Origin of the sequence: Yoonia vestfoldensis SKA53 (assembly GCF_000152785.1) — a bacterium.
Classification (GTDB): Bacteria; Pseudomonadota; Alphaproteobacteria; order Rhodobacterales; family Rhodobacteraceae; genus Yoonia; species Yoonia vestfoldensis_A.
In genome coordinates this window covers 2359379-2381309 of the sequence record NZ_CH672414.1, presented here as the reverse complement: position 1 = coordinate 2381309, position 21931 = coordinate 2359379, and the positions used below count along the sequence as shown (strand labels likewise).

The 21931-nt window shown below is 57.4% G+C and carries 23 protein-coding genes; 12 read left to right on the top strand and 11 right to left on the bottom strand.

Annotated features, from left to right (window positions below; genetic code table 11):
- The first annotated feature begins 22 nt into the window (after positions 1-22).
- Positions 23-1258: an MFS transporter gene (locus SKA53_RS11550; protein ID WP_007206329.1), complete on the top strand. Its 1236-nt coding sequence runs from the start codon at positions 23-25 to the stop codon at positions 1256-1258.
- Here the strand turns inward: SKA53_RS11550 and SKA53_RS11545 are convergent.
- From SKA53_RS11545 to SKA53_RS11535, 3 genes are read right to left on the bottom strand one after another with little or no spacing between them, the layout of a single operon-like run.
- Positions 1241-1825: a Smr/MutS family protein gene (locus SKA53_RS11545; RefSeq protein WP_007206328.1), complete on the bottom strand. Its 585-nt coding sequence runs from the start codon at positions 1823-1825 to the stop codon at positions 1241-1243. The genes SKA53_RS11550 and SKA53_RS11545 overlap by 18 nt on opposite strands.
- Positions 1825-2784 (bottom strand): murein transglycosylase A, encoded by a 960-nt coding sequence (gene mltA / locus SKA53_RS11540; protein ID WP_007206327.1) that lies wholly within the window; start codon positions 2782-2784, stop codon positions 1825-1827. The genes SKA53_RS11545 and mltA overlap by 1 nt, the downstream gene beginning before the upstream one ends.
- A gap of 42 nt (positions 2785-2826) precedes the next feature.
- A complete protein-coding gene (locus SKA53_RS11535; protein WP_040482962.1) occupies positions 2827-3486 on the bottom strand; it encodes a Tim44/TimA family putative adaptor protein in 660 nt (219 codons plus the stop codon).
- 111 nt (positions 3487-3597) lie between these two features.
- On the opposite strand from SKA53_RS11535, the gene SKA53_RS11530 reads away from it, so the two are divergent.
- Together SKA53_RS11530 and secB are read left to right on the top strand one after the other, a co-directional pair.
- Positions 3598-4077 (top strand): FxsA family protein, encoded by a 480-nt coding sequence (locus tag SKA53_RS11530; protein WP_007206325.1) that lies wholly within the window; start codon positions 3598-3600, stop codon positions 4075-4077.
- A 58-nt stretch (positions 4078-4135) separates the two neighbouring features.
- The gene (gene secB / locus SKA53_RS11525) at positions 4136-4642 is read left to right on the top strand and encodes a protein-export chaperone SecB (protein ID WP_007206324.1); all 507 of its coding nucleotides are present in this window, start codon (positions 4136-4138) and stop codon (positions 4640-4642) included.
- On the opposite strand, the gene dnaQ is transcribed toward secB, so the two are convergent.
- From dnaQ to SKA53_RS11505, 4 genes are read right to left on the bottom strand one after another with little or no spacing between them, the layout of a single operon-like run.
- The gene (gene dnaQ / locus SKA53_RS11520; protein WP_007206323.1) at positions 4639-5325 is read right to left on the bottom strand and encodes a DNA polymerase III subunit epsilon; all 687 of its coding nucleotides are present in this window, start codon (positions 5323-5325) and stop codon (positions 4639-4641) included. The genes secB and dnaQ overlap by 4 nt on opposite strands.
- Before the next feature lie 3 nt (positions 5326-5328).
- Positions 5329-5907 (bottom strand): dephospho-CoA kinase, encoded by a 579-nt coding sequence (coaE, locus tag SKA53_RS11515; RefSeq protein ID WP_007206322.1) that lies wholly within the window; start codon positions 5905-5907, stop codon positions 5329-5331.
- Complete coding sequence (locus tag SKA53_RS11510) at positions 5904-6731, bottom strand: shikimate dehydrogenase (RefSeq protein ID WP_007206321.1); 828 nt, start codon at positions 6729-6731, stop codon at positions 5904-5906. Before SKA53_RS11510 ends, coaE begins: the two co-directional genes overlap by 4 nt.
- Complete coding sequence (locus SKA53_RS11505; protein WP_007206320.1) at positions 6728-7327, bottom strand: Maf family protein; 600 nt, start codon at positions 7325-7327, stop codon at positions 6728-6730. The genes SKA53_RS11510 and SKA53_RS11505 overlap by 4 nt, the downstream gene beginning before the upstream one ends.
- 409 nt (positions 7328-7736) lie before the next feature.
- Here SKA53_RS11505 and hemJ point away from each other — a divergent pair, with 409 nt between their 5' ends.
- The 7 genes from hemJ to SKA53_RS11470 all read left to right on the top strand — a co-directional run bounded on the left by hemJ (position 7737) and on the right by SKA53_RS11470 (position 15067).
- Positions 7737-8186 (top strand): protoporphyrinogen oxidase HemJ, encoded by a 450-nt coding sequence (hemJ, locus tag SKA53_RS11500; RefSeq protein ID WP_007206319.1) that lies wholly within the window; start codon positions 7737-7739, stop codon positions 8184-8186.
- 116 nt (positions 8187-8302) lie between these two features.
- Entirely contained in the window at positions 8303-9574 is a 1272-nt protein-coding gene (rho, locus tag SKA53_RS11495; RefSeq protein WP_040482961.1) for a transcription termination factor Rho, read from the top strand.
- Positions 9575-9604: 30 nt separating this feature from the next.
- On the top strand, positions 9605-10885 hold the full coding sequence (mnmE, locus tag SKA53_RS11490) for a tRNA uridine-5-carboxymethylaminomethyl(34) synthesis GTPase MnmE (RefSeq protein WP_040482960.1): 1281 nt from the start codon (positions 9605-9607) through the stop codon (positions 10883-10885).
- Between the two features lie 12 nt (positions 10886-10897).
- On the top strand, positions 10898-12769 hold the full coding sequence (mnmG, locus tag SKA53_RS11485; RefSeq protein WP_007206316.1) for a tRNA uridine-5-carboxymethylaminomethyl(34) synthesis enzyme MnmG: 1872 nt from the start codon (positions 10898-10900) through the stop codon (positions 12767-12769).
- A complete protein-coding gene (gene rsmG, locus SKA53_RS11480; protein ID WP_007206315.1) occupies positions 12744-13388 on the top strand; it encodes a 16S rRNA (guanine(527)-N(7))-methyltransferase RsmG in 645 nt (214 codons plus the stop codon). The genes mnmG and rsmG overlap by 26 nt, the downstream gene beginning before the upstream one ends.
- Positions 13378-14175 carry a ParA family protein gene (locus SKA53_RS11475; RefSeq protein ID WP_007206314.1) on the top strand — a complete coding sequence of 266 codons (798 nt, stop codon included), beginning with the start codon at positions 13378-13380 and terminating at the stop codon, positions 14173-14175. The genes rsmG and SKA53_RS11475 overlap by 11 nt, the downstream gene beginning before the upstream one ends.
- Positions 14176-14179: 4 nt before the next feature.
- On the top strand, positions 14180-15067 hold the full coding sequence (locus tag SKA53_RS11470) for a ParB/RepB/Spo0J family partition protein (protein ID WP_007206313.1): 888 nt from the start codon (positions 14180-14182) through the stop codon (positions 15065-15067).
- On the opposite strand, the gene hemW is transcribed toward SKA53_RS11470, so the two are convergent.
- The 3 genes from hemW to rph are packed head-to-tail and all read right to left on the bottom strand — an operon-like array spanning position 15064 to position 17520.
- Complete coding sequence (gene hemW / locus SKA53_RS11465; protein WP_007206312.1) at positions 15064-16212, bottom strand: radical SAM family heme chaperone HemW; 1149 nt, start codon at positions 16210-16212, stop codon at positions 15064-15066. The genes SKA53_RS11470 and hemW overlap by 4 nt on opposite strands.
- Positions 16205-16813, bottom strand: coding sequence for an RdgB/HAM1 family non-canonical purine NTP pyrophosphatase (gene rdgB, locus SKA53_RS11460; RefSeq protein ID WP_007206311.1), 609 nt, complete (start codon positions 16811-16813; stop codon positions 16205-16207). The genes hemW and rdgB overlap by 8 nt, the downstream gene beginning before the upstream one ends.
- The gene (rph, locus tag SKA53_RS11455) at positions 16813-17520 is read right to left on the bottom strand and encodes a ribonuclease PH (RefSeq protein ID WP_007206310.1); all 708 of its coding nucleotides are present in this window, start codon (positions 17518-17520) and stop codon (positions 16813-16815) included. The genes rdgB and rph overlap by 1 nt, the downstream gene beginning before the upstream one ends.
- A 115-nt stretch (positions 17521-17635) precedes the next feature.
- Between rph and hrcA the strand changes: the two genes are divergently transcribed.
- The gene (hrcA, locus tag SKA53_RS11450; protein WP_040483278.1) at positions 17636-18700 is read left to right on the top strand and encodes a heat-inducible transcriptional repressor HrcA; all 1065 of its coding nucleotides are present in this window, start codon (positions 17636-17638) and stop codon (positions 18698-18700) included.
- 12 nt (positions 18701-18712) lie between these two features.
- The gene (locus SKA53_RS11445; protein ID WP_007206308.1) at positions 18713-19267 is read left to right on the top strand and encodes a nucleotide exchange factor GrpE; all 555 of its coding nucleotides are present in this window, start codon (positions 18713-18715) and stop codon (positions 19265-19267) included.
- 9 nt (positions 19268-19276) lie between these two features.
- Here SKA53_RS11445 and mutS read toward each other — a convergent pair whose 3' ends face one another.
- Entirely contained in the window at positions 19277-21892 is a 2616-nt protein-coding gene (mutS, locus tag SKA53_RS11440) for a DNA mismatch repair protein MutS (RefSeq protein WP_040483277.1), read from the bottom strand.
- Between the last annotated feature and the right edge of the window lie 39 nt (positions 21893-21931).

The window sequence follows — 21931 nt, the reverse complement described above, 5'->3', positions numbered from 1 at the left end:
GTGACCGGATCATGAATACGGCATGACCGGTTTGCGCAGCTACCTGACCTTTGTCCGCGACAACGCCCCGTTCCTTGCGACCGGGGCGCTCCTGTCGTTTCTGTCAAGCTTCGGGCAAACCTTTTTCATCTCGATCTTCGGGGGTGAGATCCGCGCCGATTACGGCCTGACCAACGGCGAATGGGGCCTGATCTATATGGTTGGCACTGGGGCGTCGGCGGCGCTCATGGTGTTTGCGGGGGGCCTTGCCGACCGGTTTCGCGTGCGCACGCTCGGGATCTTCGTGGTGTGGATGCTGGCGCTGGCCTGTCTGGCGATGGCGTTCAATCCAGCGGTCGTACTGCTGCCCTTCGTCATCTTCGCACTGCGATTCACCGGCCAAGGCATGACCAGCCATGTCGCCGTCGTGTCCATGGCGCGCTGGTTCGTCGCCACGCGCGGTCGCGCGCTGGCCATCGCTGCCTTTGGGTTCATGCTGGGCGACGCGGCGCTGCCACTGACGATGGTCTGGTTGAAATCCTTTATAGATTGGCGGATGCTGTTCGTCGGCAGCGCAATATTCTGCGTGCTGGCAAGTGCGGTTCTGTTCCGTCTACTGCATCTGGAACGCACGCCGCAATCCGTGGCGGAAAGCAACCAGTCGTTCGGCATGAACGGACGTTTCTGGACAAGGGCGGAGGCACTGCGCCACCCGATGTTCTGGGCCATGACGCCTGCGGTCATGTCGTTTTCGGGGTTCGGCACGGCCTTCTGGTTTCATCAAGCGCATTTCGCGGAAATCAAAGGCTGGTCGCATCTGTCTTTGGTCGCGGTTTTTCCGCTAGGCACGGCGGCGCTGCTGGTATCCACCATCATCTATGGCTGGGCAGTGGACCGGTTCGGCGCGGTGCGGCTGTTGCCGGTCTACCTGCTGCCGTTGGTCGTGGCCTTTGTGTTGCACTGGTACGCGCCGTCGCTGTGGTGGACGGCGATTGCTGTCATTCTGATGGGGCTGGCGGGTGGCGGGCAGGCCACGATCCTGAACGCTTGTTGGGCCGAACTTTACGGTACACGCCACATCGGCGCAATCAAATCAGTGGCGACAGCGCTGATGGTGCTGGGGTCCGCTATCGGGCCGGGGTTAAGCGGCTGGCTGATCGATATCGGCGTTGGGTTCGAAGTGCAGCAATTGGGTTATGCCGCGTTGTTCGCCCTTGCCTCGCTGATCATGATCATACCTGTCAGGCAAGCGCGGATCGCCTTAGCGGCCGCGGCGTAGGTAAACGTAATAGGCCCCATGCCCACCGTGTTTCAGATGCGCGGGTGTCACTTGGAGGATCGTACGCGCCAAGGGTGGCAGGGCCATCCATTGTGGCACCTGATGGCGCAACACGCCGTTGCGCGTGGGGATCGGGCCGCCGTCGTCGCGGTCTTTACCCTTGCCGGTGATCACCAGCACCAGCCTGCGCCCCAGCGTATGCGAACCCAATATGAAGGCCAGCAATTCCGGATGCGCCTGCGCCATGGTCATGCCATGCAGGTCGATCCGCGCCTCTGGTACCAGCTTGCCGCGTTTCATCTTGCCAAATGATTTGCTGTCCATGTTGACTGGCGCGTTGACCAGACGGTGTGTGATGCTGGGCAGCAGGTCGTTGGGCCGGTGGGCATCTGCCTTTTGGCCAACCTGAAAATCGGGTAGAGGATCACGCGGCATGACAGGTGTCTTGCGCACGGGGGGCAGCGGGGCAGGATCGGGTTTCGCATCGGGGGACATGGGCTTGGTCGTACCTTTGACACGATCCCACAACGCGCGTTCCTCAGATGACAGATGGCGGGGCCTGCGCATCAGGTAACCCCCGCGACCAGGCGATCCGCAACAGCGACCGGCAGCAGCACGATCATGCGACCATTGTGTTTGACGCCCCCGGCAATAGCGCCTGCAACAGCACCGGTCCCAAAAAAGATATCCGCGCGCTGCGCACCCTTGATCGCCGATCCGGTATCTTGGGCAACCATCAGCCGCATCATCGGGTCGGGCGCGTCTTTTTCGATCCAGACCGGCGCACCCAACGGCAGATGATCGGGATCAACCGCAATGCTGCGCCCTGCGGTGACAGAACGTTTCATCGCGCCTATCGGGCCATCATCAGCGGCCAGATCGGCCAGTTCGCGAAAAAACACATAGCTCTCATTCATCCACAGCAGTTCGCGGCCCGCATCAGGGTTTTGCCTGACCCAGGTCTGGATAAAGGCAGCCGACACCTTGTCCGCTGACACGACTCCGCGCGCGACCAATTGCTTTCCGACCGACGTGTAGGGCAGTCCGTTCTTGGCCGCGAAACCAAGACGCAGGACAGAGCCATCCGGCAACCTGATGCGGCCAGACCCCTGCACCTGCAAAAAGAACGCATCGACCGGATCGGCAAGCCAGACAATCTCATGGCCCTTGGCCAAGTTTTGTTCCGCGATCTGGCGTCGTGTTGCACCTTTGGTCAGATGAGGCGGCAGGGCATGGACAGGATATCGGAAGGTGGCATCAGCCATGCGCGATCCTGACAATTCAGGTTCAAAATAGCCGGTGAACAACATCGGCTGGCCATCGGTGACCATGACGGGCCGGAAATACAGCTCAAAGAAACCGCGCGGATCAGTGCTTGTGGGTGCCAGATGACAGGCCGCCTGCCACCACGGGTCGGTGATCCGGTCTGCGGTTTTACAAAAAACGTCAAGGGCGGCGCGATGATCATCGGCCGCCCATCCGTTCAAATCGTCGAAATCACAGATATGATATGTCGCCTTGGCCATCCCACCGCCTGTTGTGTCACTAGGCTGCCAAAATCCAGCAAGTCATTCGCCGGTGGCGACCAGTTTCCAGTTCGGATCGCCCGCGTCCATCTTGCGCGCGAAAGTCCATGTATCGACCAACCGCTTGATTTCCTTCGTGCTACCCTCGACGACTTCGCCTTCGGCATTACGCACGACAGATGTCATCTCGCTTTTGAAGCGGACGGACACCTCGCCCTCTTTGGTCGCCTCGTCAAATTCTGCATGGGCCAAAGTCATATCACTGATCCCGATAAAACTGGCGGTGACTGTCAGGCCCTGCCGCTGGCGATCATCCACAACGCTGGCAAACGCCTCATAGACATCATGCGAGATGAATGGGACGATGCTGTCCAGATCGCTGTTTTCAAACGCCATCAGGATCATTTCATAGGCCCCGCGCGCACCACCCAGAAATTCGGTGACGTTGAAATCGGGATCGACGCGTTTCATCGCGGCCAACGCCTTGGCGGCGGCGGAATCTGCTTGGACATGGTCAGTGATATCAAGATCCGGCCCGCCTTCGATGACGTCGAAATCGTGCTTGCGGCGGGGGGTGGTTTCCTGCCGGGTCACGGCGGGTTTTTCGAACCCTTCGCGGGTCCCAAGGACACCACGCAAACGCAGGATCAGGAAAACAGCGATGCCCGCAAGCACCAAAAGCTGAATAATCGGAGAGTTCATCAGGACCTCGTGTCAGAACAAAGCATGGAAACATGCCGCTTGGCTTCTTATGTAGGTCACGGGTGCGGTCAAGTCCACCGTACCACCAACAAGTTGTGAAAGGCCCGCGTCATGTGGCTATTATTTGCATTCATCGCTGTCCCGATGATCGAGATTACCCTGTTCGTTCAGGTCGGTGGCCTGATCGGGATCTGGTGGACCCTGCTGATCGTGCTGGCAACGGCGCTGGCGGGGTCATATCTGGTGCGCCATCAGGGGCTGCGCGAGCTGGGAAACCTGCAACGGTCGTTTTCCGATCTGAAGGACCCGACAGAACCATTGGCCAATGGTGCGATGATCCTGTTCGCGGGGGCGTTGTTGCTGACTCCAGGGTTTTTCACGGATGTGATCGGGCTGTCCTTGCTGGTGCCTGCCGTGCGGCAGGCGGCGTTCCATTGGATCAAGGCACGCATCAGGTTTGCGAAATTCGAGACGCGCCCACATTCCGCTGGCACGCCGCGACCCAATGATACAATCATCGACGGCGAATTTCAGGAAATTCCACCCGAAAAACACCCGACACATCCGCCATCGAAATGGACCCGGCATTGAGCCTGCGCGCAGGGGCTGTTAGGAACAGGCAACCCAATAGCAACCAAAGCAGGTTTCCATGACTGATACACCCGACAACGCCGCGCCAGCCGCCGGTGCAGCGCCCCAGCCCCAGCAGATCAGCAGCCGTGTTCTGGCGCAATATATCCGCGATATGTCGTTCGAAAACATTCTGGCGCAAAAGGGTGTCAAGGGTGATGCACAGCCCGAAGTGCAAGTGCAGGTCAATCTGGACGCCCGCAAGCGCACAGCGGACCACCAGTTCGAAGTGATCACCAAGCTGAACATCACGAGCAAGACAAAGGCCGCAGGCGAACCCTTGTTCGTTCTGGAAATCGAATATGCCGGCGTGTTCCACGTCGAAGGTGTGCCAGAAGAACAGATGCATCCCTATCTGCTGATCGAATGCCCGCGCATCACCTTTCCGTTCCTGCGCCGGATTGTCAGCGACGTGACCCGCGACGGCGGTTTCCCTGCGCTGAACCTCGAAACCATTGATTTCCTTGCGCTTTACCGTTCCGAATTGGCCCGTCGTGCCGAGGCCGACAAGAAGGTCGTCAACTAAGCGCGTTTCCAGACTGCGTCGTCGCCCATCGCATTGACAAAGGCGGTATGGGCGGCGGTTTCTTCGGCTGTTAGGCGCGATGCCAAGGGTGCGGGACGCGGACCCGCGCGCCATGCAGCCCCATTTTTTTGCGTGCTATCTGCGCTGCCTTGGGCCAGCGCGAAATCGGGCTGACGGCCACCAATCAGTTCCAGATAAACCTCTGCCAAAATTTCACTGTCGAGCAATGCGCCGTGCAGGGTCCGCGCTGCATTGTCGATGCCAAAGCGGCGGCACAGCGCATCAAGCGACGCAGGCGAGCCCGGAAACTTGCGCCGCGCGATCATCAGGGTGTCAACTGCGCGATTCATCGGCAAGGCAGGTTTATGGAGCCAACCAAGTTCGGCATTCAGGAATTTCATATCAAAGGCGGCGTTGTGGATAACCAGTTTCGCATCACCGATGAAGGTCAGAAAATCGTCGGCGATATCCTTGAACAACGGTTTATCGGCCAGAAAATCATCACCCAAGCCATGCACGGCAAAGGCTTCGGCAGGCATGGTCCGCTGGGGGTTGATATATTGGTGATAGGTCCTGCCCGTGGGCATATGGCCGATCAGTTCGACAGCGCCGATTTCAACGATGCGGTCGCCTTCGCTGGGTTCAAAGCCGGTGGTTTCGGTGTCGAGAACGATTTCGCGCATGTCTTATCCCGTCAGCTTGCCGATCAGTTCTTGCACGGCGACGCGGGTGCCGTCCAGCGTCAGCGTCTCGATCACGTGATCGGCGCGGGCGCGTTTTTCAGCATCGGGCATCTGGCGTTGCAGGATCTGGTCAAGATGCTGTGGCGTCATGCCCGGACGGGCCAGCACACGGTCGCGCTGCACCGCGGGCGGCACAGTCACGACAAGAACAGAGGACAGCCAGCTATCCGCACCTGTTTCGAACAGCAATGGAATGTCGAAAACCAAAAGCGGGGCATCGTGATTTGCCACAAAGGCGCGCCGGTCTGCCGCGACCAACGGATGGACAATATGTTCTATTTTAGCCAATCCTGAAGGATTATTCGCAATAATGTGTTTTAGTTTATCGCGTGACACTGCACCATCAATGATGGCATCAGGAAAGACAGCGCCAAGAAGGGGAACAGCTGCGCCGCCCTTTGCGTATAGTGTATGCACGCTAGCGTCAGCATCCCAGACCGGCACAGCAGCATCGCGGAACATCTGGGCTGTCGTGGATTTGCCCATGCCGATCGACCCTGTCAGGCCAAGGTGATGCGTCATGACAGGACGACACGACGCAAGTCGTCATCCACCTCTGGCCGTTTGCCGAACCAGCGTTCAAACCCGGGCACGCCCTGATGCAACAACATGCCCAGACCGTCTACAGTCACGCAGCCTTTTTCAGCGGCGGCATCAAGGAATTTGGTGCGCAGCGGCGTATAAACGATATCGGTGACAACGGTGCCGGAGCGCAAACCATCCAGCGGCACGCGGAATTCCTGCCCACCCTTCATCCCAAGCGAGGTCGTGTTCACCACCGTGGCGGCATCAGACAGGACAGAGCCTGCCTGTACCCAATCGACAATCCTGATCCGCGCACCAAAATCGGCGCGCAGGGATTCAGCCTTTGGGCGGGTACGGTTGGTAAGGATGATTTCGGGCACGCCAGCCTCGATCAGGGAAACGAGCACGGCACGGGCGGCGCCACCGGCGCCAAAGACAACTGCCGGTCCGGTCTTGGCATCCCAGCCGGGCGCACCTTGACGCAGGTTTTCTAGAAACCCGTAACCATCTGTATTATCTGCAAAAATTCTTCCGTCATCTTTGAAAGTCAATGTATTTGCGGCACCGATCAGCGTGGCACGGTCAGTCAATTGGTCAGCGATCTGCAAGACCGCAACTTTGTGGGGGAGTGTGACGTTCACGCCGACATAACCTTGGGCCGGCAGAGACCGTAGCGTACGCTCTAAGCCATCTTCAGTGACCTGCAGGGCATCGTAGCTGCCGTTGATACCGTAGCGCCGCAGCCAATGGCCGTGCAGCTTAGGCGAGAGGGAATGGCTGATCGGGTTGCCGATCACACCGGCGCGGGGAAAATCTGTCATGTCTGCAATGTTCCGCGAAGCGTCAGATATGACAAGAGTTCAAGCAAAGGCAGGCCAAGAACATTGAAATAATCTCCTTCGATGCGTGTAAAAAGACGCACGCCTTCTTCTTCGAGCTTATAGGAACCGACAGCATGCCGGATACTGTCCCAGTTTCGGTCGACATAGGCGGCGAGATAGTCATCGGAGGCGTCACGCATGTGAAGGCGCACGGTCCCGACGTGACGCCAAAGCGGCTTGCCATCGCCATAGATAACAGCGGCTGAGAGCAGCTGATGCTTGCGCCCGCGCAACGTGCGTAGCTGATCCAATGCTTGGGCCTTTGTGTCCGGCTTAGTTAGAATATCCTGATCAAGAGCAAGGATCTGGTCACACCCGATAACCAGCGTATCAGGGTGTTTCGAGGCCACCTTTTGCGCCTTGAGTTCAGCCAAAGTATCCGCGATGTCGCGCGGTGACGCGTTGTCAGCTTGCAAGGATGCGCGCACAGCGTCTTCGTCTATCCGTGCGATCTGCACTGTGAAGGCAACATCGGCTTTACGGAGTAGTTCTGCACGGATCGCTGAACCGGACGCGAGGATAATCTTGTCTTGCATGTGGATAACCCGATGGAAAACGTGGTCACAATGGGGCCGGAAGCCGAGCTTGAAAACCCTGTTACCGCCAGGCTGTGGAAGAACCTAGGCTTGTTCGCGCGACCAGCCAGTCTTTTCCACCGTGGGAAAGTATAAGTACTGGCTGTGGACGAATCGTTGAGTGAGCAGCTGTCAAGGCACATGTTAGTTTGATAGCGCGGCGAAAAAAGTCTCGTAACATGCTGGTTACGAACATATTTTTTTAAATATGGATTATCAGCGATGTTTATTTTCAGGCGTGTGGTGCTGTTGATAAGTCTGCGGATGAAAAAAGAAACCACAGGAAAATGATGCACTAAATTCAACATCATCTTTTCTTTCTATCTATATAATTATTTAAGAGGTCTGACCCAGTCAAAGCGAGTATCCGATGCCCGACCTGTATTTCAGCCTGTATCCTTGGATCAAAGCGCTGCACATCATGGCTGTGATCGCCTGGATGGCTGGTTTATTCTATCTACCTCGGCTTTTTGTTTATCATGCTGAGAGGTCAGCGGTGGGATCAGAGCTTGATCAGACCTTTCAGATCATGGAAGAAAAGCTGCTACGGTTGATCATGAATCCGGCGATGATCGTAGCGTGGCTGGCAGGGCTTGTGCTGCTGTCCATGGGCGTCTTCGATTGGGGTGCTGCTTGGTCATGGATCAAGATTGTTTCTGTACTGGCGATGACGGCGGCGCATGGCTGGATGGCAAAGCGCCGCAAGGAATTTGCTGCAGGGCAAAACACACGCTCTGGACGGACGTATCGGTTGTTCAATGAGGTGCCGACGGTTTTGATGGTCGTGATCGTGACGGCTGTGATCGTGCGACCATTTTGAAGGCACGTTGACTCTGCAGGCATCCGCTATTACCAGATGCTTGTGATCCGTCCGGGTCATTAATTTCCCCTTCCGTCCCTCTCTCGCTGGTTTTGATGCCAGCACTGGATTTTCGCATGCAACAAGACCGTTTGAACCTTGCCGATCTGAAGGCCCAGAGCCCGAAAGACCTTTTGTCGATGGCAGAAGAGCTGGAGATTGAGAACGCCTCGACCATGCGCAAGGGCGACATGATGTTCGCAATCCTAAAAGAACGTGCGGATGACGAATGGGTTATCGGCGGTGATGGTGTGCTGGAAGTCTTGCAGGACGGATTTGGTTTTCTGCGCTCGCCAGAGGCGAATTACCTACCAGGACCGGATGATATCTATGTTTCGCCTGATATGATCCGGCAGTATTCGCTGCGAACCGGTGATACGGTGGAAGGCGTGATGAAGGAACCGAACGATAATGAGCGGTATTTCGCTTTGACATCGGTCGAGCGGATCAATTTTGAAGATCCGGAACGGGCGCGTCACAAAGTTGCGTTTGATAACTTGACCCCATTGTACCCCGAAGAACGGTTGACGATGGAAATTGCTGATCCGACGGTCAAGGACAGGTCTGCGCGGATCATCGACCTAGTTGCGCCGATCGGGAAAGGACAGCGATCGTTGATTGTTGCACCACCGCGGACAGGCAAGACGGTGCTGTTGCAAAACATCGCCAATTCGATCGAGAAAAATCACCCGGAATGTTACCTGATCGTTTTGCTGATCGATGAGCGGCCTGAAGAGGTGACCGATATGCAGCGGTCGGTGAAGGGTGAGGTCGTGTCGTCGACGTTCGATGAACCAGCGACGCGCCACGTTGCTGTGGCTGAAATGGTGATCGAGAAGGCCAAACGGTTGGTAGAGCACAAGCGTGATGTGGTGATCCTGCTGGATTCGATCACACGGCTGGGTCGCGCGTTCAACACGACAGTGCCGTCGTCTGGTAAGGTGCTGACGGGTGGCGTGGATGCAAATGCATTGCAGCGGCCCAAGCGGTTCTTTGGTGCGGCACGCAACATCGAAGAAGGCGGTTCGCTGACCATCATCGCAACGGCGCTGATTGATACTGGCAGCCGGATGGACGAAGTGATTTTTGAAGAGTTCAAAGGCACTGGCAACAGCGAGATTGTTCTGGACCGCAAGGTTGCTGATAAGCGCGTGTTCCCAGCGATGGATATTCTGAAGTCCGGGACGCGGAAAGAGGAATTGCTGGTCGAGAAATCAGACCTTGCCAAGACCTATGTGCTGCGCCGTATTCTGAACCCGATGGGGACAACAGATGCGATCGAATTCCTGATCGGGAAGTTGAAGCAGACAAAGACGAATTCAGACTTTTTTGACTCGATGAACACTTAACTTATTGTTTTAAGACAATGAGTTAGAGATATGGATACGATTTTTGCACTTGCCACTGCCCGGGGACGGGCAGGCGTTGCAGTTATACGCATTTCCGGACCAGAGGCGTTTGCATCTACCGCGAGGTTGATGGGAGACGTGCCGGTGGCGCGCGGATTGCGTGCTTTGCGCGACCGTGCAGGTGATCTGGTTGACGAAGCGCTCGTGCTACGGTTTGCGGATGGCAAAAGCTTTACCGGTGAAGACGTGGTTGAGCTGCATTTGCATGGCAGTCCTGCCGTTGTTTCGGCTGTGCTGCGTATTCTTGGCGATGATCCGGCGATGCGACCTGCAGAGGCTGGTGAATTTACGCGCCGCGCGCTGACAAATGGACGGCTGGATCTTGCGCAAGTTGAAGGGTTGGCCGATCTCATTGACGCTGAAACGGAAAGCCAGCGAAGACAAGCTGTACGCGTATTTTCCGGAGCTTTGGGCGAGATTGCCGATAGCTGGCGGAAAAGATTGATCCGTGCGGCGGCGTTGCTTGAGGCAACGATTGATTTTGTAGACGAGGATGTGCCGGTCGACGTCGTGCCGGAAGTGCGCGACTTGTTGCAGGCTGTGCGCAGCGAGATGGCCCGCGAGGCTGCCGGTGTACGCATGGCTGAGCGGTTGCGCGACGGGTTTGAGGTGGCGATTGTCGGGGCGCCGAATGTTGGAAAATCTACCCTGATGAACCGGTTGGCACGGCGTGATGTGGCAATCACATCCGAAATTGCCGGCACAACGCGTGATGTGATCGAGGTGCGCCTGGATCTTGACGGTATCCCTGTGACGCTGCTGGATACGGCGGGCCTGCGGGACACTGATGACCTTGTTGAAAGCTTGGGCGTTGCGCGTGCGCGTGCGCGTGCGGAACAGGCAGATATGCGCGTTCATATGCTGCTGGATGCGCCGGTGCCATCACATGATCTGGCGGCGGGCGATATCTATGTTCGGGCTAAGGCCGATACAGGGGCCGGTGGTGGGCTTGCCGTTTCCGGGCTGTCGGGGATGGGTGTTGAGGCGCTGATTGCACTGATTTCAGGGGAATTGGGCAGGCGTGTTGCGTCCGTTGGGTTGGCGATGCGGGAGCGGCATCGGGTCGCCTTGCTCCGCGCTGTGACATCACTGGATGATGCCGGGGCGTGGCTGGATGCCGAAGACGGTATGCTGGACCTGATCGCCGAGGATCTGCGGACAGCCATCCGCGCAGTGGATAGCCTTGTCGGCCGCGTTGATGTAGAACAGGTGCTGGACGAGATATTTTCCAGTTTTTGCATCGGCAAATGAGGAGTGTTTCACGTGAAACATTATGACTATGACGTCATCGTTATCGGTGGTGGCCATGCGGGTAGCGAAGCTGCACATGCCGCTGCGCGCATGGGTGCACGGACGGTGCTGGTCACATTGACGCGTCGGTCAATTGGCGTCATGTCTTGCAACCCTGCAATCGGTGGATTGGGCAAGGGTCATCTTGTCCGTGAGATTGATGCGCTTGATGGCGCGATGGGCCAGGTTGCTGATCGGGCGGGGATTCAGTTCCGCTTGCTGAACCGAAAAAAGGGCCCCGCCGTTCAGGGACCGCGGGCGCAAACGGATCGGGCGATTTATCGTGACACGATGCAGGCGGTGCTGGCCGCGCAACCCAATCTGACAATTCTGGAAGGTGAAGCCACTGATTTGGTGATGGACGGAGACCGCGTCGCCGGTATTTATCTACGCGACGGCCAGATGGTCACATCAAAAAACGTCATCCTGACGACGGGCACCTTTCTGCGTGGCGTTATTCACATCGGTGAGGTGTCCCGCCCCGGTGGGCGTATGGGTGATGATCCGTCTGTGCATATGGCCGAACGGCTGGATGGCTTCGGTTTGCCGATGGGACGGTTAAAAACGGGTACACCACCACGCCTGGACGGGCGGACCATTCGCTGGGATATTTTGGAAAGTCAGCCGTCTGACGATGATCCGGTGTTGTTTTCCTTTCTGTCGAAATCTGTCTTTGCGCAGCAGGTCAATTGTGGGATTACCCACACGAATGAGCAAACACACGATATTATTCGTGCAAACCTTGGACGATCGGCAATGTATGGCGGCCATATAGACGGGGTTGGGCCGCGCTATTGTCCTTCGATCGAGGATAAAGTTGTGCGTTTTGCCGACAAAACATCGCATCAGATCTTTCTGGAACCCGAAGGCTTGAACGATCACACAATTTATCCGAACGGGATATCGACATCACTGCCCGAAGATGTGCAGCTGGATTATGTCAGGTCCATCCATGGGCTAGAAAACGCCACCATCTTGCAGCCAGGCTACGCCATAGAATACGATTATGTCGATCCACGCGCCCTACGGCCAACGTTGGAATTACGTGATGTGCCGGGGTTGTACCTTGCCGGGCAGATTAACGGCACGACAGGATATGAGGAAGCTGCAGCACAAGGACTGGTTTCAGGGCTGAATGCCGCCGCGGCGGCTCTTGATAAAGAGCCCGTTCTGTTCAGCAGGCGGGAATCTTATATCGGCGTGATGATTGATGATTTGATCACTCGCGGTGTATCGGAACCTTACCGCATGTTCACCTCACGGGCAGAATTCCGGCTGTCGCTGCGTGCGGATAATGCGGATCAACGCCTGACAGCGCGCGGACGCGCAATCGGTTGTATTAGTGAGCTACGGTGGTCAGTGTTCAGCGCCAAGATGGATAAGATTACCGATGCAAAGTCACGGCTCGGAAAAATCTATCTGTCCGCACGCGATATTACTGCAGCTGGCGCTCAGCTGAATCCCGATGGTCCACGCAAAACTGCATTGGAAGCTTTGGCGCTAGCGGACTTTGGCTTTGCACAACTTATGCAAATTTCGCCAGAAACATCAGATATTGCGCCGGAGATACAGGAGCAGGTCAAGAAAGATGCGCTTTATGCGCATTACATTTTGCGCCAGGAAAGGGACGTTTCAGCCTTGGAGCGGGACGAGGCGCAGTTGATCCCGGACGGCCTCGATTATCTGGGTGTGCGCGGGTTATCGACAGAACTGGTCACCAAGCTGCAAAAAACCCGGCCAGTCTCCATTGCGCAGGCGGGCCGGATAGAAGGGATGACGCCAGCCGCACTGATGCTGTTGATTGGCGCAATCAAGCGACATGCGCTGGCAGCGACTGGGACCTGACGAAATGGTGGACGTTGGTGGCATCGATGTTTCACGTGAAACATTGGCAGATTTGCAGGCCTTCGCGGCGCTTGTCCTAAAATGGACGCCCAAGATTAATCTGATCAGCGCCAGTTCTCATGCTATGATATGGGATCGTCACGTTGTTGACTCCGTGCAGGTCTACCGCCATGCGCCTGATGATTTTCACCTCTGGCTGGATATTGGTAGTGGTGGTGGATTTCCGGGTATCGTTGCTGCGATCCTTGGCAAGGCGCGCCATCCGGATGCGCAGTTTGTTTTGATCGAAAGTGACCAGCGCAAAGTGGCTTTTTTGCGAACCGCCATTCGAGAGCTGGGCCTGACGGCGCGTGTGCTTGCAGATCGTATCGAAGAGGTCCCGCCAGCTGGCGCAGATGTTGTTTCGGTGCGCGCCTTGGGCAGCGTTTCGTTTCTGTTACCGCTTATTATGCAGCACATTCACCCCGCTGGCCTCGCGATCATGCACAAAGGCAGGCAGGCCAGCACAGAAATTGCCGAGGCGCGTCAGAATTGGCTCTTTGAGCTTGAAGAGCAGCCTAGTTTGACTGATCCTGAGGCGCGACTGCTCTTGATTCAAAGGATATGCCGTGCCGCTTGATATCGCAGAAGCTGGGCCAAAAATCATCGCTATCGCGAATCAAAAGGGTGGGGTGGGCAAAACAACCACCACGATCAACCTAGGCGCGGCGTTGGCAGAGCTGAAAAAACGTGTCCTGTTGATCGACCTTGATCCGCAGGGAAACGCCTCTACAGGTCTTGGTGTTGCGACAGATCAGCGCGACATCACAACATACGACGTCCTGTCTGGTGATTCGACAGTGTTGGAGGCGACGCAGCCTACAAATGTTGCCGGTTTGATGATCGTCCCGGCGACAACAGACCTCAGCTCTGCTGATATGGAACTGCTGGACAACAAGAAACGCAGTTTTCTGCTGCGCAATGCGCTTCAATCTGTCACCGGATACGACTATATATTGATCGATTGCCCACCATCACTCAACATATTGACGGTGAATGCGATGGTCGCTGCCCACTCCATCCTTGTTCCGCTGCAAAGCGAATTCTTCGCCCTCGAAGGCCTATCGCAACTCATTCTGACCGTCCGTGACGTCCGCCAGTCCGCTAACCCTGATCTTCGGATCGAAGGGATTGTGCTTACAATGTATGACGGTCGGAACAACCTGTCGCTGCAAGTGGAACAAGACGCGCGCGATAACATGGGTGACATGGTGTTCAAGACAGTGATCCCGCGCAACGTCCGCCTCAGTGAGGCTCCGTCTTTTGCCATGCCGGTACTCACCTATGATTCGTCGTCCAAAGGCAGTATCGCCTACCGCGCATTGGCCCGCGAAGTTATCAAGAAATCAAAGAAACAAAGGGTCTAGCATCATGGCACGCAGCACCAAAAATCCGCGCGGTCTGGGCAGGGGCCTGTCTGCCCTGATGTCCGATGTCGGCCAGCCCGAAGCATCCACGACCAGCCCTCCACGACCTGACATGATCGTCCCGGTCGAACGCATCCGCCCCAACCCTGACCAGCCCCGCCGCACCTTCGCCGAAGACGCGTTGCGCGAATTGGCAGCATCCATTGCTGAAAAGGGGATCATCCAGCCTCTGATCGTTCGGTTGTCGCCACAAGACCCTGACAGCTACGAGATTGTCGCAGGTGAACGCCGCTGGCGTGCCGCTCAGATAGCTAAACTGCATGACATTCCTGTGCTGGTGCGCGATTACACCGATACAGAAGTTCTCGAAGTAGCGATTATCGAAAACATCCAGCGGGCCGATCTCAATGCGGTTGACGAGGCTGCCAGCTATCGTCAGCTGATGGACAAATTTGGCCATACCCAAGACCAGATGGCGACCGCTCTGGGCAAAAGCCGCAGCCATATTGCCAATCTTCTTAGGCTTCTATCGCTGCCCGAAGAGGTGCAAGGCTACCTTGTCTCCGGCGCGCTGACGGCTGGTCATGCCCGCACGCTTGTCGGCCATCCGCAGGCGGTGATGCTCGCGCGCGAATATATCCAGCGGAAACTCTCGGTGCGCGAGGCTGAAAACCTCGCCAAGAAAGGTCCGGCACTAAAACGTCGCTCAGTAACGGGTGCGCCAGTACCCAAAGATCCTGACACGATCCAGATCGAGAATGAACTTTCAGCGACGTTGCGCATGAAGGTCACGATTGATCACAAGGCGGGGGATGAAGGCGGTAAGATCTCGATCAGTTACAAATCCCTGGATCAGCTTGACGATTTGCTGCGCGCCTTGGCTGGGAATTAATCCTCTAGCAAAACCCGCAAGACAGCATTCAGCACGGGTCGGCCCGCCGCTGTCGCACGCAATCTGCCCTGTTCAATTTCCACCATGCCTATGTCAGATAGATAACTGATCTTGCTTGATAAAGCTGCGATATCAAGCCGCTCCAACATCACACCTTCGGTCAATCGCATTCCCATCAACAGGCGTTCCGTCGCCTGTGCCGCATCATCCAGCATGCTGCGTGTCAGGTCGCCATTGCCGATCTTGCGGACCTGAGACAACCACGCCAGCGGCGATAGCTCTGCCTCGGTCGCATGGCGGTGACCACCCAGTGTCAGCCGCCCATGCGCACCTGGTCCGATCCCTGCGTAATCACCATAGCGCCAATAAATCTGATTATGGATGCTTTCACATCCGGCCCGCGCGTGGTTGGATACTTCATAGCCTGCAAACCCATGCGCCGTGCAAACCTCTTGTGTCAGCGCATACATATCCGCCGCTGCATCATCATCTGGCAATCCCCGCAGCTTGCCAGCGGCATAACGATCACCAAAGGCCGTCCCATCCTCGATCGTCAGCTGATACAACGACAGATGATCCACGGCGAGGCTCAATGCCTCAGCCAATTCAGCTTCCCACGCCGCCAATGTTTGCCCCTGCCGCGCATAGATCAAATCAAAACTCACCCGATCAAATACGCCCCGTGCGATTTCAAAAGCCCGCAAGGCCTCATCTCGCCCGTGCAAACGCCCCAATGCTTTCAGATCGGGATCATTGAGCGCCTGTATCCCCATAGAGACACGGTTCACACCTGCGGCACGATATCCGGCGAACCGCTCGGCCTCAACCGAGGTCGGGTTCGCTTCCAGCGTGATCTCGATATCATTGGCCATCGGCCAAGTCGCGCGCACCCGTGTTAGAACCGCATCGACAACCGCGGGGTCCATCATGCTGGGTGTGCCGCCCCCAAAGAACACTGACCGTAGGATACGGCCTTCCGTCTCGGCACCCAACCTACTGATTTCGCTTAGATAAGCAGATTCCCATGCCTTGTGGTCGATCTGCGTCACAACATGCGAATTGAAATCGCAATAGGGGCATTTGGCCTGACAAAATGGCCAATGGATATAAAGGCCGAAGCCTCCGTGTTCCCAATCCTCAGCCAAAACAGCCTGCAATCAACTTGGCGAAAGCATCGGCGCGATGGCTGATCTTATTCTTCTCCCAGCGGTCCATTTCGCCAAATGTCTGGGCATAACCTTCGGGTTGAAAGATAGGGTCATAGCCATGCCCCTGATCGCCCCGCATCGGCCAAACGATCTGCCCTGCCATGACACCTTCGAACACCTCATCATGGCCATCCGGCCAGGCCAGCACCAGTGTGCAGCGAAACTGCGCCAGACGCGGAAACGGGGCTCTTGCCGCCTCCAGCTCCGCCCATGCGCGGTTCATCGCCATGCCAAAGTCGCGCCCTTGCGGCGTTTCGGCCCAATCCGCCGTATAGACCCCCGGCGCGCCGCCCAGCCCGTCAATCGTGATCCCGCTGTCGTCGGAAAGGGCGGGCAAGCCAGTGGCCTGTGCCGCCGCATGCGCCTTGATCCGCGCGTTGCCGACAAAGGTCGTCTCGGTCTCCTCTGGTTCCGGCAACCCGTGATCGGCGTTGCTGGACAGCATCACGCCAAACGGTGACAGAAGATCGGCAATTTCGTCCAGCTTGCCCTGATTATGGGTCGCGACCAACAGACGGTCGCCCGCAAACCTGCGCATTAGCGTACCGCGGCCAGTTGCAGGGCCGTCAATTCAGCCACACCTTTCTCGGCCAAGCCCAGCAGCCCGTCCATCTGCGCACGGCTAAAGGTCGCCCCTTCCGCTGACATCTGCACTTCGACCAACCGCCCGCCGGTCATGACAAAATTGCCATCGACTCCTGCTTCGCTGTCTTCGGGATAATCGAGGTCTAACACTTCCTGCCCAGCATAGATCCCGCAGGAAATCGCCGCCACCGGATCGACCAGCGGATCACTGATGATCTGCCCCGTTTTCATCAACTTCAGCACCGCCAGTTTCAGCGCGACCCATCCGCCGGTGATCGACGCACAGCGCGTGCCACCATCCGCCTGAATGACATCGCAATCCACGATGATTTGCCGTTCACCCAAGGCCACACGGTCCACGCCGGCGCGCAATGACCGCCCGATCAGGCGCTGGATCTCTTGTGTCCGGCCGGATTGGCCTTCTTTTGCTTCGCGCCGCATCCGTGTATTTGTCGCGCGCGGCAACATCCCGTATTCAGCAGTCACCCAGCCTAGACCGGAATTCTTCAAGAACGGTGGCACGCGGTCGTCGATCGTCGCGGTACACAGCACATGGGTATTGCCGCATTTGATCAGGCAGGACCCTTCGGCATGCATCGTGACATTAGTCTCGATTGTCACGTTGCGCATTTCATTGATCTGACGGCCGGATGGACGCATGGGAATACTCCTGTTGCTTGCCTTGCGGGCATAGTATGCAAAGATCTGAAATCCAACCCCGATTGACGGATCGCAGAACTTGGCCTTTACTGCCGGCGCCCTGAAAGAGGACAAAGTGTCAGACCAAACCCCGAACATCACCCAGATGAACGACCGTTCGCGCGAAGTCTTTCGGCGCGTCGTCGAAGGCTATCTGGAAAGCGGTGCGCCGGTCGGCTCGCGCAGCCTGACACGCACGCTGTCCGAAAAGGTCAGCGCCGCCACGATCCGCAACGTGATGCAAGATCTTGAATATCTCGGCCTTTTGGGCAGCCCTCATGTCAGTGCAGGCCGTGTGCCTACGCAGCTTGGCCTTCGGATGTTCGTCGATGGCTTGCTGGAGATCGGTGACCTGGATGGCAAGGACAGGCAAGCCATCGACCAGACGATGCAATCCGCTGACAGCGATGTCGTCACGATGCTGGATCAGGTTGGGCAGGCGCTGTCGGGTGTGACACATGGCGCCAGCCTTGTCTTGACACCGAAACACGAGGCCGCAATCAAGCATATCGAATTCGTGTCCCTCAACAAGGACCGCGCACTGGTGGTGCTGGTCTTTGCCGATGGTCATGTCGAAAACCGAATTTTCACGCCACCCCCCGGCCAAACCCCGTCATCCATGCGCGAGGCGGCGAATTTCCTGAATGCGATTGCCGAAGGGCATACCCTGTCCGAGCTGGGGCAGGTGATTTTACGCGAAATCAAGGCCCGCCGTCGCGAGATTGACACCCTGGCCGCCGAACTGGTGCAAAGCGGCCTTGCTTTATGGGAAAACGAAGGCGAATCCACCGAACGGCTGATTGTGCGGGGGCGTGGCAACCTGTTGACTGATAACGAAAACGAAGGCGATTTGGAGCGCATCCGATCGCTCTTCGATGATCTGGAACGCAAGCGTGACATCGCCCAGTTTCTTGATCTCGCTCAGGATGGCGATGGTGTGCGGATTTTTATCGGGTCCGAGAACAAATTGTTCTCTTTGACGGGTTCATCTCTGGTCGTTTCCCCTTATATGAACGCCGACCGCAAGATCATTGGCGCCGTGGGCGTCATTGGCCCGACTCGGCTCAATTATGGCCGGATCGTGCCAATCGTGAATTATACTGCACAGTTGGTGGGCAAAATGATTGCCGACCGTTCCTGAAGGAAGACAGACATGGCCGACAAAGACGCCGCATACCAAAGCCTCGATGAAATGGCCGCCGAAGGCGATATGATGGATCAAGCCCCCGAGGCTGGCATCGAAGAGTTAGAAGCGCTGCGCGCCGAGCGTGACGAATTCCGTGATAAATTCATGCGCGCATTGGCTGATGCGGAAAACACCCGCAAACGCGCCGACCGCGACCGGCGCGAGGCTGAAAACTACGGCAGCGCCCGTTTCGCCCGCGACATGCTGCCGATCTACGATAACTTGCGCCGCGCGCTGATGTCCGCCGATGAGGCTGAACAGGACATCAACAAAGCGCTGCTCGAAGGTGTCGAACTCACAATGCGCGAGTTGATCTCCGTCTTTAAAAAGCACGGGATCGATCCAATTGTGCCGCAGGTCGGCGACCGTTTCGATCCGCAACTGCATCAGGCGATGTTCGAGGCTCCGTTGCCTGGCACCAAGGCCGGCGACATCATTCAGGTCGCTGCCGAAGGATTCATGCTGCACGACCGTCTCCTGCGCCCTGCACAAGTCGGCGTATCGTCAACACCGGCATCGTAGGTCGGGGTTTCACCCCGACCCTACCATCCCGCGCAATTCATAAATCAGGGCCAAGGCATCCTTTGGCGTCAGTTCATCCGGCATCACGCCTTTCAACCGCGCCTCAACCTCTGACACTTGGTGTTTCACGGGCGGCGGCGCGGGCATCGCCGCAAACAATGGCAGATCGTCCACGAATGCCTTGCGCCCGCCCTCTCGTTCGCCTTTTTCCAATGCTTCCAGCACCACCTTGGCGCGGTCCACCACGACCTGCGGCAACCCCGCCAGCCGTGCCACTTGCACACCATAGCTGCGATCCGCCGTACCGCGCTTTACCTCGTGCAGGAAAATCACGTCGCCGTCCCATTCCTTGACCGTGACGGTGGCGTTTTCCACGCCATCCAGCTTGGCTGACAGCGCCGACATCTCATGGTAATGCGTAGCGAACAGCGCGCGGCAGCGGTTCACATCATGCAGATGTTCCAGCGTCGCCCAAGCAATCGACAACCCGTCATAGGTCGCCGTACCGCGCCCGATTTCATCTAGTATAACCAGCGCCCGGTCGTCGGCTTGGTTCAGAATCGCTGCCGTTTCCACCATTTCGACCATAAAGGTGGACCGCCCGCGCGCCAGATCGTCCGATGCGCCTACACGGCTGAAAATCTGGCTGACGATGCCGATATGTGCAGCCTGGGCAGGTACAAATCCGCCCATCTGCGCGAGGATCGCCAACAGCGCATTCTGCCGCAGAAAGGTCGATTTACCCGCCATGTTTGGTCCGGTCAGCAACCAGACCCTTGCATCTGTCAGCGTGCAATCATTGGCGACAAAGGGCGCGCCCTGCTTTTGCAGGGCCATTTCCACCACCGGATGCCGCCCGCCGGTGATCGCAAAGGCGCGGCTGTCGTCTAGCTTTGGCCGCACCCAGTTTTCGGTGCGTGCCAGATGCGCGAGCGCGCTTGCCAGATCCACCTCCGCCAGGGCGCGTGCCAGCGCACCAAGTGGCCCTGCCTGCGCCAGAATAGCGTCTTTCAGGCTGGAATAGAGCCGCTTTTCAATCTCCAATGCATGCCCGCCTGCGTTCAGGATGCGGGTTTCTATCTCTGACAGCTCTACCGTTGTGAAACGCACTTGGTTGGCGGTGGTCTGGCGGTGGATGAAGGTGTCGTTCAACGGTGGGGCCAGCATCTTTTCCGCATGGGTCGCGGTGGTCTCGATAAAATAGCCCAGAACATTGTTATGCTTGATCTTGAGCGAGGAGATCCCCGTCTGTACGATGAAATCGGCCTGCATCCCCGCGATCACGGACCGGCCTTCGTCGCGCAGCTTGCGCGCCTCGTCCAGTTCCGCGTCATAGCCTGCGGCGATAAACCCGCCATCGCGCGCCAGCAGTGGCGGTTCGGCGATCAATGCGGCATCCAGAAGCGCGACTAACACGTCATGCCCAGCCAAATCTCGCGCCACATTGGCCAGCAGCGGTGGCATGTCTGGATGCACTGGCAGTCGCGCCGCCTGTGCAATCGTGTTGCGGATCGCCGCCATGTCGCGCGGCCCGCCCCGGTCCAGCGCCAGCCGCGACAAAGCGCGGTCCAGATCGTGCGTGCCGCGCAAATCGCTGCGTATATCATCACATAACCGTGTCTGGTCCAGCATAAAGGCCACTGCATCCTGCCGCGCGGTGATGATCCCCAGATCGCAGCTGGGCGATGCCAGCCGCCGTTCCAGCAATCGCGCGCCACCCGCTGTCACCGTCCGGTCGATACAGGCCAGCAGCGACCCTTGCCGTCCTCCCGCAAGTGCATGGGTCAATTCCAGCGACCGCCGTGTCGCAGCGTCGATCTGCATCGCGGATTTCTGGGTTTCACGCACGGGTGGGCGCAGCAGCGGTAGGTTGCCGCGCTGCGTGATCTCCAGATATTCTGCCACGGCAGACATCGCCGCGATCTCGGCGCGTTCAAACGCACCAAAAGCATCCAACGATCCGACCTTGAACAACGCGCAAAGCCGTTTTTCGCCTGCGGTGCTGTCAAAAGCTGACGCCCCCAATGTCGTTAACACAGCGTTAGATTCAGACACTAACGTTGACCAATCACCTTGTGCGCTGTCGACTACGATCACTTCGCGCGGGGTCAAACGTGCCAGTTCCGGCCCCAGTTTCGCCCCCGCGCAAGGCATCACATGAAACGCCCCTGTCGAAATGTCGACCCAGGCTATCGCGCCTTGGTCACGCACCACATGAAACGCCACCAGATAATTGTGCCGCCGCGCATCGAGCAAGGAATCTTCGGTCAATGTCCCGGGCGTGACAAGGCGCACGACCTCGCGCCGGACCACCGACTTGTGGCCGCGTTTCTTGGCCTCGGCCGGGCTTTCCATCTGTTCGCAGACAGCGACACGAAATCCCTTGCGGATCAGCGTGAGGAAATACCCTTCGGCAGCATGATAAGGCACGCCACACATCGGGATGTCCTCATCCTCATGCTTGCCGCGTTTGGTCAGCGCGATATCCAGCGCGTCTGCGGCGGCGACGGCATCGTCGAAAAACATCTCATAGAAATCGCCCATGCGATAGAACAGCAAGGCATCAGGATGCTGTGCCTTGATTTCATGGTATTGGGCCATCATGGGTGTGGCTGTCGTGTTCATTTTGCCCCCGCGCACCGTCGCTGCACACTACCCAGCGCA